The sequence below is a fragment of the Streptomyces sp. NPDC093225 genome (assembly GCF_044753805.1).
Taxonomy (GTDB): domain Bacteria; phylum Actinomycetota; class Actinomycetes; order Streptomycetales; family Streptomycetaceae; genus Streptomyces.
On the sequence record NZ_JBIVNX010000005.1, the window covers coordinates 187,141 to 202,933 of the forward strand.

Annotated in this window: 16 protein-coding genes; 7 read left to right on the top strand and 9 right to left on the bottom strand. The window is 75.3% G+C overall.

Annotated elements, in window-relative coordinates:
* Nucleotides 1-40 precede the first annotated feature (40 nt).
* Nucleotides 41-2,824: a CHAT domain-containing protein gene (locus ACIQCH_RS07780; protein WP_402579048.1), complete on the top strand. Its 2,784-nt coding sequence runs from the start codon at nucleotides 41-43 to the stop codon at nucleotides 2,822-2,824.
* Between the two features lie 43 nt (nucleotides 2,825-2,867).
* Complete coding sequence (locus tag ACIQCH_RS07785) at nucleotides 2,868-3,209, top strand: CU044_2847 family protein (RefSeq protein ID WP_402579050.1); 342 nt, start codon at nucleotides 2,868-2,870, stop codon at nucleotides 3,207-3,209.
* 56 nt (nucleotides 3,210-3,265) lie between these two features.
* Here ACIQCH_RS07785 and ACIQCH_RS07790 read toward each other — a convergent pair whose 3' ends face one another.
* Nucleotides 3,266-3,721, bottom strand: a complete 456-nt coding sequence (locus tag ACIQCH_RS07790) for a tellurite resistance TerB family protein (RefSeq protein WP_402579052.1) — start codon at nucleotides 3,719-3,721, stop codon at nucleotides 3,266-3,268.
* A gap of 211 nt (nucleotides 3,722-3,932) precedes the next feature.
* Between ACIQCH_RS07790 and ACIQCH_RS07795 the strand changes: the two genes are divergently transcribed.
* Nucleotides 3,933-4,364 (top strand): GNAT family N-acetyltransferase, encoded by a 432-nt coding sequence (locus ACIQCH_RS07795; RefSeq protein ID WP_402579054.1) that lies wholly within the window; start codon nucleotides 3,933-3,935, stop codon nucleotides 4,362-4,364.
* A 27-nt stretch (nucleotides 4,365-4,391) separates the two neighbouring features.
* On the opposite strand, the gene ACIQCH_RS07800 is transcribed toward ACIQCH_RS07795, so the two are convergent.
* On the bottom strand, nucleotides 4,392-4,961 hold the full coding sequence (locus ACIQCH_RS07800) for a TlpA family protein disulfide reductase (RefSeq protein ID WP_402579056.1): 570 nt from the start codon (nucleotides 4,959-4,961) through the stop codon (nucleotides 4,392-4,394).
* A 323-nt stretch (nucleotides 4,962-5,284) separates the two neighbouring features.
* On the opposite strand from ACIQCH_RS07800, the gene ACIQCH_RS07805 reads away from it, so the two are divergent.
* The 3 genes from ACIQCH_RS07805 to ACIQCH_RS07815 all read left to right on the top strand — a co-directional run bounded on the left by ACIQCH_RS07805 (nucleotide 5,285) and on the right by ACIQCH_RS07815 (nucleotide 8,335).
* Complete coding sequence (locus tag ACIQCH_RS07805; protein ID WP_402579058.1) at nucleotides 5,285-6,070, top strand: hypothetical protein; 786 nt, start codon at nucleotides 5,285-5,287, stop codon at nucleotides 6,068-6,070.
* Between the two features lie 124 nt (nucleotides 6,071-6,194).
* Nucleotides 6,195-6,653, top strand: coding sequence for a GNAT family N-acetyltransferase (locus ACIQCH_RS07810; protein WP_402579060.1), 459 nt, complete (start codon nucleotides 6,195-6,197; stop codon nucleotides 6,651-6,653).
* Nucleotides 6,654-7,033: 380 nt separating this feature from the next.
* Nucleotides 7,034-8,335: a cytochrome P450 gene (locus tag ACIQCH_RS07815; protein ID WP_402579165.1), complete on the top strand. Its 1,302-nt coding sequence runs from the start codon at nucleotides 7,034-7,036 to the stop codon at nucleotides 8,333-8,335.
* A 59-nt stretch (nucleotides 8,336-8,394) separates the two neighbouring features.
* Here ACIQCH_RS07815 and ACIQCH_RS07820 read toward each other — a convergent pair whose 3' ends face one another.
* The 4 genes from ACIQCH_RS07820 to ACIQCH_RS07835 all read right to left on the bottom strand — a co-directional run bounded on the left by ACIQCH_RS07820 (nucleotide 8,395) and on the right by ACIQCH_RS07835 (nucleotide 13,328).
* On the bottom strand, nucleotides 8,395-10,128 hold the full coding sequence (locus tag ACIQCH_RS07820; protein ID WP_402579062.1) for an FAD-dependent monooxygenase: 1,734 nt from the start codon (nucleotides 10,126-10,128) through the stop codon (nucleotides 8,395-8,397).
* Between the two features lie 170 nt (nucleotides 10,129-10,298).
* A complete protein-coding gene (locus ACIQCH_RS07825) occupies nucleotides 10,299-11,522 on the bottom strand; it encodes an alginate lyase family protein (protein WP_402579064.1) in 1,224 nt (407 codons plus the stop codon).
* A gap of 151 nt (nucleotides 11,523-11,673) precedes the next feature.
* Nucleotides 11,674-12,342, bottom strand: coding sequence for an ABC transporter (locus ACIQCH_RS07830; RefSeq protein WP_402579066.1), 669 nt, complete (start codon nucleotides 12,340-12,342; stop codon nucleotides 11,674-11,676).
* Nucleotides 12,339-13,328 (bottom strand): ATP-binding cassette domain-containing protein, encoded by a 990-nt coding sequence (locus ACIQCH_RS07835; RefSeq protein ID WP_402579167.1) that lies wholly within the window; start codon nucleotides 13,326-13,328, stop codon nucleotides 12,339-12,341. Before ACIQCH_RS07835 ends, ACIQCH_RS07830 begins: the two co-directional genes overlap by 4 nt.
* Nucleotides 13,329-13,433: 105 nt before the next feature.
* Between ACIQCH_RS07835 and ACIQCH_RS07840 the strand changes: the two genes are divergently transcribed.
* Nucleotides 13,434-14,048: an exonuclease gene (locus tag ACIQCH_RS07840; protein WP_402579068.1), complete on the top strand. Its 615-nt coding sequence runs from the start codon at nucleotides 13,434-13,436 to the stop codon at nucleotides 14,046-14,048.
* Here ACIQCH_RS07840 and ACIQCH_RS07845 read toward each other — a convergent pair.
* The 3 genes from ACIQCH_RS07845 to ACIQCH_RS07855 form a co-directional block, all read right to left on the bottom strand.
* A complete protein-coding gene (locus ACIQCH_RS07845; RefSeq protein WP_402579070.1) occupies nucleotides 14,035-14,412 on the bottom strand; it encodes an SH3 domain-containing protein in 378 nt (125 codons plus the stop codon). The two genes, ACIQCH_RS07840 and ACIQCH_RS07845, sit on opposite strands and share 14 nt — an antisense overlap.
* A 184-nt stretch (nucleotides 14,413-14,596) precedes the next feature.
* Nucleotides 14,597-15,217, bottom strand: a complete 621-nt coding sequence (locus ACIQCH_RS07850) for an L-threonylcarbamoyladenylate synthase (RefSeq protein WP_402579072.1) — start codon at nucleotides 15,215-15,217, stop codon at nucleotides 14,597-14,599.
* A gap of 100 nt (nucleotides 15,218-15,317) precedes the next feature.
* On the bottom strand, nucleotides 15,318-15,779 hold the full coding sequence (locus ACIQCH_RS07855; RefSeq protein WP_402579074.1) for a MarR family winged helix-turn-helix transcriptional regulator: 462 nt from the start codon (nucleotides 15,777-15,779) through the stop codon (nucleotides 15,318-15,320).
* Nucleotides 15,780-15,793: the final 14 nt, after the last annotated feature.

The window sequence follows — 15,793 nt, forward strand, 5'->3', positions numbered from 1 at the left end:
ATGGTCGTGTAGGCAGTCCCGGCCGTTCCCAGAGGCAGCGATGGCCACTGACCTCGAACTGGAGATCTCGGGCACGTACCCGGGCGGGTACGACGTGCGGGTGGTGCACGCCGCGGCCGGCGGTGAACCCCACGCGGCGCTGCTGCTCGACGTCGAAGCCCTGCTCGACCGACGTCGCGAGCTGGAGGCGACGGTGCTGGCCTCCTCGGTGCAGGCACGCCGCGCGGTGTCGGCCACGGAGGAGCCGGTGCGGCAGGTCGGGCGACAGCTGTTCGAAGCGCTCTTCACCGGGCCGGTCTACGGGAGCTACCGGGCGAGCAGCGGTGTGGCCCAGGAGCGGCAGGAACGGCTGCGGATCGTGCTGCGGCTGAAGACGCCCGAGCTCGCGCTGCTGCCGTGGGAGACGCTGTTCGACCCGGACGCGGACGTCTACCTGTGCCGGCAGGAGCCGCTCGTCCGGCACGTACCGGCTCGGTACACACCCGAGCCGCTGCAGGTGGAGCCACCGTTGCGGATCCTGGCGGTCGTCTCCTCCCCGCGCGGGATGCCCCTGCTGGACACCGACGCCGAACGCGCCCGGCTCGAGGAGGCGCTGGCCGAGCAGATCGAGGCGGGGCGGGTCCAGCTGACCTGGGTACCGCAGGCCAGCTGGGACCGGGTGCACGGGTACATGTTGGAGGGCGAGTGGCACGTGCTGCACCTCATCGGGCACGGCGACTACGACGAGGGCGCCGACGAAGGCCTCATCGCACTGGTCGACGGCAGTGGCGGCGCCGATCTGGTCGAGGCCTCCCGGCTGGCGGACCTGCTCGGCGAGGCCCGGCCGACGCCGCGGCTCGTGGTGCTCAACGCCTGTGCCTCGGCGCAGGGCGGGACGCGCGACGTCTTCTCCAGCACAGGCGCGACCCTGGTCCGCAGCGGCATCAGCGCGGCCGCCGCGATGCAGTTCGCGGTCAGCGACCGCGCCGCGATCCGCTTCGCACAGGGCTTCTACACCGCCCTCGCCCATGGCCGTCGGATCGACGAGGCGGCACAGAGCGGGCGCATCGCCATCCTCGGCACCAGCCGCCGCACCCTGGAATGGATCACCCCGGTGTTGTACGTGCGCGGCGACGCCGCCCGGTTGTTCACCTTCACCACGGGAGCCACTCCGCGCACGGTCCCGCCACGGCACCGGCCCGAGGGGGCCGACCCACAACTGCGCGCCCTCTACGTGACGGCCGCCGCGGAACTGCGCGTGGGACGCCACGACCGGGCCGTGGAGCTGCTCGACGACCTCCTCGCCCGCGCCCCGGACGACCGGGAAGCGGCGGCGCTGCGCGAGCGGGCCGTCGTCCAGCTCGAGCTCGCCTCGGTCTACCGGCGGGCGACGGATGCGGAGGCCGCCGGCGACTGGGCCGGCGCGATCGACGGGTACGCGGAGGTCCTCCGGGCCGAGGAGGGCTACCGGGACGCCGCCGAGCGGGCCGAGCGGTGCCGCTCCCGGCAGCGCGTCGCCGACCTCGAGGCGGAGCTGCGCTACCACGCGGACGCCGGCCAGTGGCAGGCCGTCCTCGAGGTCAGCGACGAACTGCGCGGGCTCGACCCGGCCGCCGCCGACCGGTACGGACTGGTCGGCCGCGCCCGGCACGCCCTGCGCGAGTCGGAACAGGAACGCCGCTACGACGAGGCCCGCGCGGCGGAGGACGGCCAGGAGTGGTCCGCGGCCGCGGACCGGTACGAGGAGCTCGCGGCCGACGGCGGCTACCGCGACGCCGCCGAGCGCGGCGCGCTCTGCCGGCGGGTCGCCGACCTGCGCGCCGCGCTGCAGCGGCAGGTCAGGGCGCAGGACTGGGTGACGGCGCTCGGGACGATCGCCGAGCTGACGGCCATGCGGGCGGACGCGGCGGCCGAGTACGCCGAGCTGGCGGGTCATGCCCGGCGGGAGATCGCGGCCGACCCGCCCGAGCTGGCCCGCATCGACTTCGGGGACGCGGTCCGTTCCGTGTCGTGGCACCCGAGCGGCGAGGGCATCGCCGTCGCGGGCGGGTCCCGGTGGGCCCGGATCTACGACACCTCGGGTGCGGAGCGCCTCAAGGTGAAGGGCGGGGGCCTGCGGTCCACCGTGCCCGCGGTGGCGTTCAGCCCGGACGGCCTGCGGATCGCCACGGGCAGCGCACACGACGCGGTCCGGATCTGGAGCGCCGGCACCGGACGGTTGACGGTCGAGGCCCGGCACGACGCCGGCGTGAACTGCGTTGCCTTCAGTCCCGACGGAACGCGCCTCGCCAGCGGCGGCGCGGACGCCACGGCCCGGGTGTGGGACGCCACGGGCGTCCGCGAGCAGCTGCTCGAGGTCCGCCACGGGGGCAGGTGGACCCCCGTGCAGGCCGTGGCGTTCGCCCCGGACGGGACCCGGATCGCCACCGGCGGTTCCGACGCCACGGCCCGGGTGTGGGACGCCGTGGCGGGGCGGCAGCTCCTCGAACTCCGCCACGGAGCCGCCGTGAACGCGGTGGCCTTCAACGTCGACGGGTCCCGCATCGCCACCGCGGGCTCCGACGGCACCGCCCGGGTCTGGGACGCCTCTTCGGGCAAGCCGCTCCTCGAACTGCGCCACGACGCCGGTGTGAACGCGGTGGCGTTCAGCCCGGACGGGACCCGCCTGGCCACCGGCAGTGGCGACGCCACGGCCTGCGTGTGGGACCTCGCCGAGGAGGTGCTGCTCCTCGAGCTGCGCCACGACGCCGCCGTGAACGCGGTGGCGTTCGGCCCGGACGGGACCCGCATCGCCACCGGCAGCGACGACCGCACCGTCCGCCTGTGGCCCGTGGGCGACCTGTAGCGGCGGAAAGCGCGACGGGAACGCGAAGGAAGGGACGCCTCGGATGGCACACCTGGTGGAATTCCCCACGGCGGACGGCGCCACGGTCCTGGTCGAGGTGCGCGACCCGGCCGCGGGGGTCGTCACCCGCGGGCTCCGCGACTCGGCGGTGACCCAGCGGGCGCAGAAGACCTTCGAGGACGCCGTGCGCTGTGCACGGCCCGCGGTCCAGGGCGTGGTCGACCAGCTCCGCTCGATCGCCGACTCGCCCGACGAGATCCACGTCGAGTTCGGCCTGGACCTGCACGCCGAGGCCGGCGCCTTCGTCGCGGCGGCCAGCACCACCGCCAACTTCACCGTGTCCGTCACCTGGCACCGCAGCAAGCCCCCGCCGAAGCCGCAATGAACCGTCCCCGCACCGGCCCGGCCGGTGCGAGCCCGGCCTGATCCGAAAGACAGGCGCTAGAGGTCGAACTCGTGCGGCGGCAGGTCGAGGGCGTAGCAGGCCTCGCGGACCACGGCCTGTTCGGTCTTGTCGAAGTCGCCGTCGGCGCCGCCGATGACGATGCCGATCTGGATGACGGCGCGGGCCTCGGCGGGCTTCTTCTTGGCCTTGGCCACCTCCTGGAGGACCGAGACCTTGCCGAAGGCGAAGTCGGCGGTCAGCTTGCCCAGGTTCTCGTCGAAGCGCCGCCGCAGGTCGTCGGCGTCGAAGTTCTGCAGCACCTCGTTGGTGGCGATCAGCTGGGCCACGCGGGCGCGCTCGGCCGGGTCGACGGAGCCGTCGGCCGCCGCGACGAGCGCGCACATCGCCATGGAGGCGTCGCGGAACGCACCGGACTTGAGGTCGTTCTTCTTCGCGACGAGCTGGGTCTGCATCGTCGACGCGGACTCCTTGATGCGGTCCCACAGGGCCATGCCGTCTCCGTCTCCTCGGACGGGCGGCGGGCCGTTCCGGGTCCGCCCCCGTCGCTTCTACAACACTGTAGAACCTATCAGGAGGGGCGGGGGAACGCGGTGTTGGTCGCACCGCGCCCGAAGGACCCGTGATCGGGGCGGGGTTGCGGCGCCCGCCGGGGCCACGCGAAAATCGACGGCCGGGTCCGCCGCGAACTGCTTGGATGCGGCCATGACCCATGAACCTCCCGCCGGGTACGAGATATCCGCCGACTCCGCCCGGATCGATCCCGCCCTGGTGTACCGGTGGCTTTCGCAGGACGCGTACTGGGCCCGCGGCCGGTCGCGCGAGAAGCAGGACCGGGCCATCGCCGGCTCCCTCAACTTCGGCGTCTACGAACGGGCCTCGGGCGCGCAGGTCGGCTATGCCCGGGTCGTGACCGACCGGGCCGACTTCGCCTGGCTGTGCGACGTCTACATCTGCCCGGAGGTGCGCGGCAAGGGCCTCGGCACCGCGCTCGTCACCGCGGTGCGCGACCACCTCGCGCCCTACGGCCTGCGCCGCATCATCCTGGCCACCGCGGACGCCCAGGGCGTCTACGCGAAGGTCGGCTTCGCCGCGCTGGAGAACCCCGAGCGGTGGATGACCCTGGGCGCCCAGTGAGCCGCGCCCGAATGGCGGCAGCGGGCGTCAGTTCGGGCCGAGCAGGACGGTGAGTTCGCGGTCGAGGGCGTCGGTGTCGGCCGCGGGGCCCTGGTGGAGGAGCTTGCCGTGCGCGTCCACCAGGACGTACGAGCTGGCGCCCTCGACCTCGAAGCGGTCGCGCAGGACGTGGCCCGCATCGGCCAGGTGGGGGAGCGGGACGCCGTTCGAGGGGAGGGTGAAGCCCTGCAGGCCCGAGCCGGCGTGCCCGTCGGGCTCGGTCACGGCGACCACGTTCAGGCGCCCGGTGTACCGGTCCGCGCGCGCCGCGGTCTCGAAGGCCTGGGCCGGGCAGGGCGCGCAGGTGGGGGTGTAGAACCACAGCAGCACCGGCTTGCCCGCGAGCGACGTGCCGTCGAACGGCTGGCCGTCCACCGTCCTGACCGTGAAGCGCAGCGAGTCGGGCACGGTGGCGGCCGCCCGCGCCCCGGGTGGGCCGAAGACCCCGGGGTGCGACGACACCGTGTCGCCGGGCCCGCAGCCGGACGTCGTCGCCAGCAGCAAGGGCAGTGCGGCGAGCCGGGCGAGCAGGGCGGTGGCGGCGGCAGGTCGGCGCATGGCGACCCTCCCAGGGTGCGGGGTCGAGTCGAAGGGGGGCGGAGTCGGACGTCGGGGGGCGAAAGGGCGGGCTTGCGTTCCCGGTCCTTCCACCCCCGTCCCCGGACAGCGGCGAATCTATGACTCGACAGAAAATCTGATGAGCTGAAACACCGGCCTTCGGGTCGATTCACCTCGATGGCCCAGCCCGCCGACGGCGGTCGCGGGACCGGCGTTCCGGGGCACGGTGCGGAGGCCCGTCGGCGACCAGTGGGTTCGCCGGGCAGGAGGCGGGGGCGAGGGGCGGGGATGAGATGCAGGGGATGAGGGGCAGGGGTGAGGTGATGAGCACGGTGTCCGGGTTCGTCTACGTCCACGACGAGGCGCGTGACCTCCTGCGGGGGGCGGTGGCCGGGTCGCGCGTCACGCTGCCGGCGTTCGAGCCGCCCTGGCGCGTGGTGGACCACGCGCTGGAGGGCGTCGTCGTCGCGCGGTGGCCGGGGCGGCTGTTCCGGGCCGAGGTGGTCCCCCCGGCCACGGACGGGGAACGGGCCGCCCTGGCGCGGGCCGCGGAGAACCTGCGCCCCGGCGCCGGCTACACGCGCGCCGTGTCCGTGGACCTGGTCCAGGAGCTCTCCCCGGCTGTGCTGTTCGGCCCGCACGGGGAAGCGGTCTGTCGCGTGCTCCGGGCCGCGGGCGCCCTCGACGAAGAGGGCGCGGGCCGGCTCGCGGCGGCCCGGCACCCCGCGGCCGACCGTGCGTACGGCGGGGCCTGGGACAGCTGGCTCCTCGACCAGCCGCGCGGCGCGACCTGCCGGGGCCGGGCGCACGTCCGCACGCTCGCGGTCCCCGGCGCCGGGCCGTCCGGGTCCCCGATCGGCCACGGGTTCTCCGTGCTCGCCGGCGCGGTCCGCGCGAGCATCCGGCTGCGGGGCGGCGCGGGGGCGTACACCGTCGACGAGGACGGCGAACGGGTGATGGCGGATCCGTGGGCCGCGGCCCTGGGTGCCCTCCTCGACGCGGCCATGGCCTTCGGGGCCCCGCACCTCCTGGACGACCGGTCCGCCGCGGTGCTCACGACGGCGTGGAACGCCGTGTTCGGCCCCGCGGGGCCGAACACCGGAGCCTGACCCCCGTCCTGCTCCACCGCGGCGCAACCGCCGCCCGGCTTTCGACACACCGGCGCAGACGTCCCGCCCCGACCTCCCGCATGATCGGTTCACCGCCCTCCCGACGACGAAAGTGTGTGAGCCCATGTCGACCGGCATCAGCGTCCGCCCGGTGCGCGCGCAGGACTTCCCCCAGTGGCGCGCCCTCTACCGCGGCTACGCCGACTTCTACGGGGTCGAGCAGACCGAGGAGGCAGCCGAGAAGGTGTGGTCGTGGGTGACCGACCCCGGCCACGAGGTGAACGCCCTGGTCGCCGAGGGGGCCGACGGCCGGCTGATCGGCCTCGCCCACTACCGTCCCTTCGCCCGCCCGCTGTCGGCCACCACCGGGGGCTTCCTCGACGACCTCTTCGTCGACCCCGCCGACCGCGGCTCCGGCGCGGCCGACCTGCTGCTCGCGGCGCTGCGGGAGATCGCCGCCGAGCGCGGCTGGAGCGTGGTCCGGTGGATCACGGCCGACGACAACCACCGCGCCCGCGCCAAGTACGACCAGGTCGCCACCCGCACGATGTGGGTCACGTACGACATGCCGCCGGCCGACTGACCCGGGCCACCCGACGCCGACTCCGGCCCCGGCCCGTGGTGTGTGGGTCCCCTCGGTGCTTGAGCCGGTGTGGCCTGCAGGCCCTGCGGCAGGCCCACCCCTGGGGCAAGGGGGCTCCGCCCCCGGCCTGCGGCCACCCCAGGCCCGGGCCTGCCTCCGGACCAGCCTGCCATGACGCCTCAAGCACCTCCCCCACACCACTCCGGCCTCTGCCCCGACCGCCGCCGGCCCCGCCCGGAGCCGGCGGAGGCGGGGTTTCACCCGGTGCGCCCGCTCCCGTACAGTCCGTCACGCCCCCTCGCGGCGGAGACGACGTACGACAGCCGAACCAGGAGCAGCCCGTGGCCACACACGCCAGCCCCGGCCCCCGGCCGGCCGCGGTGACCGCCGCCCCGCCGGCCGCGCCCGCCGTCGGCCCGCCGGTCCCCGAACTCGACCCCGCCCTCGTGGCGCGCCGGCAGGCGCAGGGCGCCGAGCTGGTGGACCTGCTGCGCGAGGCCCGCGACCGGCTCGGCGGAGTCGCGGCCGTCCGCCTCGGCCCCCGCCCCACCGTCCTGGTCACCGACCCCGGGGCCGTCCAGCAGGTGCTGGCCCTGCACCCCGACCGGTACGTCAAGCGCTCCCACCGCGCCCGGCTGCTCGTCGGCGACGGCGTCCTGTCCGCCACCGGCGAGGCCTGGCAGCGCCAACGGAAACTGCTCCAGGGGCAGTTCACCGGTGCCGGCATGCGCCGGTACGAGCAGCGGATCGCCGCGGCCGCCCGTACCGCCGCGGCGCGCTGGGCGGCGTACGCGCGCACCGGGGAGGAGTTCGACCTCGGGGACGAGATGCGCCGCTTCGCCCTGGACACCATCTGGCGCTCGCTGACCGGCCACGCCCTCGACGCGGACACGGCACGTGAACTGGCCGCCGTCGGCGCCGTCATGACGGCCCTGCCGACGCTGCCGGCGGACGGGACCGCGAGCGCGGCCGTCGCGGCGGAGCTGGCCCGGATCGACGCCGTCGCCCACCGCGCCGTGGCCGCCGCCCGCGGCGGGGCCGCCGGGCCCGACGGCCCCGGCCTCCTGCACGTCCTGGTCGAAGCGGGGGAGGAGCGCCCCGAGTACACCGACCGGCTGATCCGCGACGAGCTGGTCACCCTCCTCGTCGCCGGCCACGAGACCACCGCCACCACCCTGACCTGGCTGTACCTGCTGCTCGACCGCCATCCGGAAGCACGCGTCCGGGCCCTCGCCGCGGGCCCGGACGGCTCGCCGGAGCGCCGGCAGGCCGTGCGCGCCCTGGTCCACGAGACGCTGCGCCTGTACCCGTCCGCCTGGATCCTGCCGCGCCACGCCGCGGCGGACGGCCTCGTGGGCGGGTACGCCGTCCCGGCCGGCACCGACCTGCTGGTCTGCCCGTACCTCACCCACCGCGACCCCGGACTCTGGCCGGACCCCGAGCACTTCGACCCGATGCGCTTCGTCACCCCGGGGCGCCGGCCCGGCCTCCAGGGGAGCTACCTGCCCTTCGGCATCGGTCCGCGCGCCTGCCTCGGGCTGCAGTTCGCGCTGCGCGAGGCCGTCGCGCTCCTGGAACACCTCCTGCCCGCCCCCGCCCCCCGCTTCCGCTCCGCCCCGGCGGGGGCCGTGTACGGCATCACCGTGCGCCCCGACGGCCCGGCACCCGTGACGCTCTCCTGACACCCACGCGGCGTCCCGCTCCGCCGGGGTCGTGGCGCCGCCGGCGGCTCCACCGGGCGTCAGTCGCCGAGCACCCGCCCGAGGTGCGCGGCCAGCGCCCCGGCGGCCGCCGGCCCGGTGAGCGGCTCGATGCGGGTCCCCAGGTAGCCGTCCGGGCGGACCAGGAACGCCGTCGAGCCCTCGGGGCTGTACCGGCGGGCGAACTCCCCGCGCCCGTCCCGGAACACCGCCAACGGCGCGCCGTCGGCGTCCGTCGCCCCGTACGCCACCTCCGCGCCGTCGCCCGCCCCCGCGTCCCCGTCGCCGCCCGCACCGGCCACGACGACGAACGCGGCCAGCAGGTCACCCGCCGACCGGCGGGCGGCGGCGACGAGTTCGGCGCACGCGGCCAGCTCGTCGGACGCCGCCGCGTAGCACACCAGCACCAGCCCCCGCTCGCGCAGGAGGTCGTACAGCCGCAGCGGCACGGCCGGGACGCCGGGCGCCAGCCCGCCGCAGTCGGGGGCCCGCTCGCCCGGGCCGGGCCCGGCCCGCCCGGGGCTGCCCGGTCCCACGACCGGGCTGTCCGGGTAGCCGACGAGCAGCTGCGCCTCGCGGAGCAGGACGGTGGTGGCGTCGTCCGCATCGGACCCCACGCCCTGCCGGGCATGGCGCACCGTGCGCCCGACGACCTCCTCGCCCACCGGGTGGCGCTCGGCGTGGTAGCTGTCGAGCAGCCGCCCTCGTGCGCCGTTGCCGTTGCCGTAGTGGTTGCGGTTGCCGCCGCCGTCCAGTGCGAGCGCCAGCTTCCACGCGAGGTTCACGGCGTCCTGGATCCCGGTGTTCATCCCCTGTGCGCCGGTCGGCGGGTGGATGTGCGCGGCGTCGCCGGCCACGAAGGCCCGGCCCGCCCCGTACCGGTCCACCAGCCGGTGGCTGATGCGGAAGACGGACGACCAGCGCATGGCCGTGGCGGTGGCCGGTTCGGGGGAGAGGCGGTCCAGTACCGCCTGGATGTGCTCGATGCGGGGCGCCCGGTCCGCCTGCAGCCCGTGCGTGATGCCGTCCCCGGCTCCGCCCGCCCCCTTCGCCTCCTGCGCCGCCGCCGAAAGCTCCGGTGCCACCAGCATCGACAGCCGGTAGCGGTTGCGGCCGGGCAGCGGGATGCACACCAGGACGTCGCCGGCCGCGCCCGCCGGGTCGTGCCGGATCGCCCGCACCCCGTAGCCGGGGGGCATGCTCCAGTCCACCTCGACGTCCGCGAGCATGTACTCCTCGGGGAACGCGCCGCCCTCGAAACCGAGTCCGAGGGACTTGCGCACGATGCTGTGCGCGCCGTCGCAGCCGACCAGGTACCGCGTGCGCAGTTCCTCCTCGCCGTCCGGGGTGCGCAGCCGGCTGGTGACCCCGGTGCCGTCCTGGACGAACGACAGCAGTTCGGTGCCGCGCTCGATCCGGGTCCCGAAGCGGGCCAGGTGCTCCTCGATGATGCGCTCGGTCTCGTACTGCGGCATCGCGGCGAAGCCGTAGGGCACCTCGGGCGGGAGCCGCAGGTCGATGCGGCCCTGGGCGGCGCCGTCGACGTAGACCAGCTGGCCGTGCAGGGGCACCGCGGTCTCCAGCGCCGCCCGGACCATGCCCATCCGGTCCCAGACCTCCATGGTCCGGGGCTGGATGCCCACGGCCTTGGCGTACGGCAGCCGGGCCGGGAGCCGGTCGACGAGTCGGCAGGAGACGCCCTGCCGGCGCAGCTCGGCGGCCGCCGTGAGTCCCACGGGGCCGGCCCCCACGACCAGCACGTCGGTGTCCGTCATCGGCATCTCCCGCCGGGAGCCCCCTGGCCTGACCGTCCCACCCATGGTCGGCCGAAAGACCGCGGCCGGCGACCCGAGCGGCGTACGCCGTCCGGGCCGCCGGCCCGCCGGTGCCGGGCGGTGCGCCGCGGCGTTCCCGCGCCCGGACCCGGTCCCCGGTCGGTCGGGGGTCAGTTGGGGTTGGCGGCGTGGGTGAGGGTCTCCCACGCCTCGAAGTGGTTCTCGGTGCCGGCCGGTCGACGGCCCTCGGTGAGCGTGCGGGTCCTGTCCATGGTGACGCCCAGCCGGGTGTGCAGGGCGTTGTAGCCGACCTCGGTGGCCGGCCCCAGCCCCCGCTTCAGCGTGCCGCCGCACAGCCAGGACGGCACCGCCTCGCCGAGCTCGTAGCGGGCGTGGAAGCCGAGGGCCTGCCGGAAGCGGTCCTTGAACTCCGGGTAGAGGTCGCGCCCTTGGATCCGCGAGGTCTCGGCGACGTGCATCGCGGCGGCGATGCCCATGCCCGTGTGGCCGAAGTCCCGGCACGTCTCCTGGGCGAGCCCGTCGACGAACGTGGACTGGCCGTGCCAGTAGTCGACCAGCTCGGCCCGCGTGTCGATGCCGGACCGCGGCGGGTACTTCGGCTGGGCGCCGTCGGACTTCAGGTAGAAGTACGCGGGCACGCGGCCCAGGTAGATGCCCATGGCCTTGTCGTAGCTCGCCCGGTCGTCCAGGTGGACGGAGATGCCGACGGCCGCGTCCATCATGATCAGTTCCCAGTTGCCGTTGCTGTTCGGCCGCCCGTCGATCACCTCGGGGAGGTACACGGTGCGCAGCATCGTCGCGAAGCGGCCCCGGTTCGGCCAGCCGCCGGTGTAGGTGTGCTTGACGAGCTCGGCGGACCGGGCCCAGGTGGAGCCGGCCCAGCCGGTCTGCAGCGGGGCGTTGCTGTTGGTGTGGTCCTTGATGACGGCCGACCACGCGTCCATCAGCTCGATGGACTTCCGGGCGTACTTCGGGTCGCGGCTGACGTACCAGGCGAGTGCGTGGGTGTAGGCCGCTATCGCGTCCTGGCGTTCGTCCGAGCAGCCGTGGTCGGGGTTGGAGTACGAGCCGCACTCGACGACCGCGCGGGGCTTGGGCGTTCGGGCGAGCGAACCGTACGGCCCGGCGAGCATCTGGTCGTACGCCGCCTTCCACGGCTGCTGCCCGGCCTGCACCTTCGCGCGCACGAAGTCCAGTTGGGCCCGGCTGCTCAGGACGCCCGGGTGGGCGAACGCGGCGGGGGCGGGGGGAACGGCCGCCGCGGCGGCGGCCGTCGGGGTCGAGGCCGCGGCGGGGGAGGGGACCGCGGGGGCCAGGGCGGCCGCCGCGCCGAGGGCGAGGGCGGTCAGGCCGGCGGGAAGTCCGAAACGCATGGGGGGCCTTCCGGTCGAAGGGGTTCCGGGAAGGAGGCGAACATATCCGCGCCCCGACCGCCTCGACAACGGTATCTGACAAGAAAGTTTCCTATCAGTCGGCCGCCTCGCTCCCGCCAGTCGGCCGCCTCGCTCCCGCCAGTCGGCCGCCTCACTCCCGCCAGGGGCTGACCGCACAGGCCACCGCGACCGCGCCCGCGGCGCCGAGAGCGGCGGCGAGCAGGGGGAACAGGGGCACGTGCACCACCCCGTGCGCGGAGCCGGTGACCATCCCGGCGACGGCGGCGTTCGCCGGTGACGCGCCCGTCACCAGGAGGAGCAGTGCGGACGCCGCTCCGACGGGGATGCCCCAGGCCGGGCTGCGCAGCAGCGGACGGTTGGTCAGGGTCCCCACCGCCACGCCCGCCAGCACGCAGCACAGGGCCGTCAACACGCCGGCCAGCGTGGCGGTTCCCAGGGGTACGGCGGTCCGGTGGTCGCCGGAGCGGGCGTCGGAGAACAGCGCGATCACCGCGGCGCCGGCCAGCCCCACGACGGTCGACGCTCCGGCGGCGCTGACCAGGGACGCCAGATGGGCGCGGCGCGGGCCGACGGCCGCCGTCAGGACGTGCCGCGCGGCGGGCGGTTCGACCGTCACGCAGACCCGGACGAGCCACGCGGAGACCGGTACGAGCGCCGCGGCCGCGTAGCCGAACCCGTCGAGGACGGGCTGGCCCGCCTGGAGGCCGATGACGAGGAAGGCGGCGTAGACGAGGACCGGCGGCAGCCACCGGTGGGACCGCAGCAGGAGGGCGCAGTGGTAGCGGACGAGGGCGGTCACGGGTGGTTCCTCTCCCCGTCGGGACGGGTGCGGTGCACGTCGCGGTCAAGGGCGTGCGGGTCGAGGGCGTGGGCGGGGGCGCCGCCGGGTGCGCTGCGGCCGTCGTCGTACCGGGGCCGGCCCGCGGTCGCACCGGGCAGGCCCCGGTCGGCCTCCTCCGGTGCCGTGACCTCGTGGACGTGCCACGGCGGGTCGGCGGTGAGCAGGGCGCGCAACAGGGCGTCGGAGTCACGGGCCGCGACCCGGAAGCGGTGGCGGTCCCCGTGCCGGGTGGCCGAGGGCGCCCCGGGCAGCGGGGGCGGTGGCGCCCCCGCGCCCTCGGGGTGCTGCGCCAGTACCGTCACCCGGGGGCCCGGTGCCCCCTCCGCCGGGCCGACGGACGTGCCGGTCACCCGTAGGCCGGAGACGCGGAGCAGCGTGTGGGGTGCGCCGGCGAGACCGCCGGGGTTGTGGTCGACGAACACCACGGTGGCTCCGTCCGCCACCCGCTCGCGCACCGCCTGGTCCACGGTGTCGCGCGCGGCCCGGTCCAGTCCCGTCCAGGCCTCGTCCAGGACCAGCAGCCCGGGCCGGGCGAGGAACGCCTGTGCCAGCGCCACCTTCTGGCTGCTGCCCTTGGACAACTCCCGCAGCGGTGTGCCGGCGTGGCCGCCCGCTCCCAGCCGCTCCAGCCACCGCACGCCCTCCCGGGCCGCCCCGGCCCCGGACAGGCCGTGCACCCGGCCGACGTGACCCAGGTACTCCCGCGCGGTGAACGGCAGGTGCCCGGGGAAACGTTCGGGCACGTAGGCCGTCCGCGGCCGGCCCGTGACCCGGCCGCGGGTGGGGGCGTCCACTCCCGCGACGATGCGGGCCAGCGTCGACTTGCCGCTGCCGTTGTCGCCCGCGATCCGCACCAGCGCGCCGGCCGGCAGGTCGAGGTCGACGTCGCGCAGCACCCACGGGCCGCGCACCCCGTACCGTCGCCCCACCCCGTGCAGCCGCATGCCCATGCCCGAAGCCCTCCCCGCCGCGTGCGGGCCCGCGGGAACGGGCCCGGACCAAGGGTAATTCGCTGGGCCGGGTGGCCGTGGCCTGCGATGCTCACCGGCATGGCACCAGCGCGAAGGATCAAGCCCAGCCTCTACTTCTCCGTCGACGTCGAGGCCGACGGACCCATCCCCGGCCCCTATTCGATGCTCAGCTTCGGCGCGGCGGTCGCCGGCCGCCAGGACGCCGAGGGCTACACGGCAGCCGACCCCGAGGAGAACACCTTCTACCGCGAACTGCGGCCGATCAGTGCGGACTTCGTCCCGCAGGCGCTCGCCGTGAGCGGGCTGGACCGCGAGCGGCTACGCGTCGAGGGGGCCGAACCCCAGGCGGCGATGGAGGAGTTCACCGCCTGGGTGTGCGACGTCAGTGATGCGGCGGGCGCCCAGCCCGTGATGTGCGGCTACCCGGCCGGGTACGACTGGACGTTCCTGTACTGGTACCTGATGCGCTTCGCAGGGGCGAGCCCGTTCGGCCACTCCGGCTGCCTGGACATGAAGACGCTCTACGCGGCCAAGGCCGGCCTCCCGCTGCGCGCGGTCGTCAAGGGCACCATGCCCCGGCACCTGCTCTCCCGTCGCCGGCACACCCACCACGCGCTGGACGACGCACTCGAACAGGCCGACCTGTTCAGCAACCTGATGACCTGGCAGGGGCCCGGGCTCAGCACGCCCTGACGGGCTGGAGGTTGTGGACGTAGCGTGCGGACACCCAGCCCTTGGCGCCCTGCAGCCGGTACCAGACCGGATTGCCCTGGACGAAGCCGCCGCGCTTCTGGCAGTTGAGGAGCACCCGCTGCTGCGGACGCAGCGTCGCGATCGCCGTCGAGTAGACGGTCGGCTGGCTGCGCACGTACAGGCCGGTCCGGGAGTCGACCTGCCCCGTGGGGTACGCGGCCTTCGCGGCGACCGGCGTGGACCGCGCCGCGGCCGCGGGACCGGGCCGGTCCGCGGTGGCCGCGCCGGCCGGTCCGAGCGCCAGGCCCGCCGCCAGTACCGGCCCCAGTGCCGCCGCCGAGGCCCTCGTCACCATCAGCATCATGAGCGTTCGACTCCCGCCTCGCGCACGGCCGGCGGAAACCCGGCCGCCGGGCCACCGGGCAGCCGGAGCGGCACCCGTCCTGCCCCGACTATCCGTTCCCGGGTCGGTGGGGGACCGGGGACACGCCCGCGTGCGGCCGTACGGGCGACGGGGCGGCGCTGCGGGACGGGCCGAGCGGCGGCGGTTACTCGAAGCGGTCCGGGTCGCCGGCGCCGCGCCGGACGATCTCGGCCGCGCCGCCGGAGAAGTCGACGACCGTCGTGGGGAGCGTGCCGCAGTCACCGGAGTCGACCACGGCGTCGAGCGAGTGGTCGAGCCGCTCCTTGATCTCCCACCCCTGGGTCATGGGCTCCTCCTCGCCGGGGAGCAGCAGCGTGCTGGAGAGCAGCGGCTCGCCCAGCTCGGCGAGCAGCGCCTGGGCCACCGCGTGCTCGGGGATGCGCACGCCGACCGTCTTCTTCTTCGGGTGCAGCAGCTGGCGCGGCACCTCGGAGGTGGCGGGGAGGATGAAGGTGTACGGGCCGGGCGTGGCCGCCTTGACCGCGCGGAAGACCGCGTTGTCGATCCGCACGAGCTGGCCCAACTGGGCGAAGTTCTGGCACACGAGCGTGAAGTGGTGCTTGTCGCCGAGGCTGCGGATCGAGCGGATCCGCTCCAGGCCCTCGCGGTTGCCGAGCTGGCAGCCGAGCGCGAAACAGGAGTCCGTCGGGTAGGCGACGAGCGCGCCGCCGCGGATCATGTCCGCGACCCCCGTGATCGTGCGCCGCTGGGGGTTGTCCGGGTGAACGTCGAAGTACTTCGCCACGGGGCGAGCTTACGCGACCTCCGGGGGCGGAGCCGTCGCCCGTCCGGGAGCGCGGCCGGACCGCCCCGGCACGAGCCGTTCCCCGCCGTGGTCCCGCCGGCTACGCCGACGGCTTCTTGAGTTTGGCCCAGACGCTGTTGAGCGCCTCGACGTCCGCGTCGTCCAGCCGGTCGTCGAAGACCTCGGCCAGGGCCCGCCGCCGGGTGGCGTCGGCCGCGGCGTAGGCCTCGTGCCCCTGGGGGGTGAGCGCGATGCCCACCGAGCGGGCGTCGGTGGGGGAGGGGACGCGCTCGACCAGGCCGCGGGCCTGGAGCGCGTCGACCACGCGGGAGACCTGGCTGCGGCTGAGCAGCGTACGGGCGCCGAGTGACGAGGGGGCGACGGGTTTGGGCTGCGCGCGCAGCCACAGCATGACCTCGAACCAGGAGAGCGGCAGGTCGTGGCCGCGTATCAGTGCCTGGTCCACGCGCGCGGTCAGGGTCGTACCGGCCCAGACCAGACCGTAGAACGCGCGGTCCCGGCCGGTGAGGTCGCCCAGGGCGAGGTTGTCGTCACGGCTCATGCGACCAGCCTACC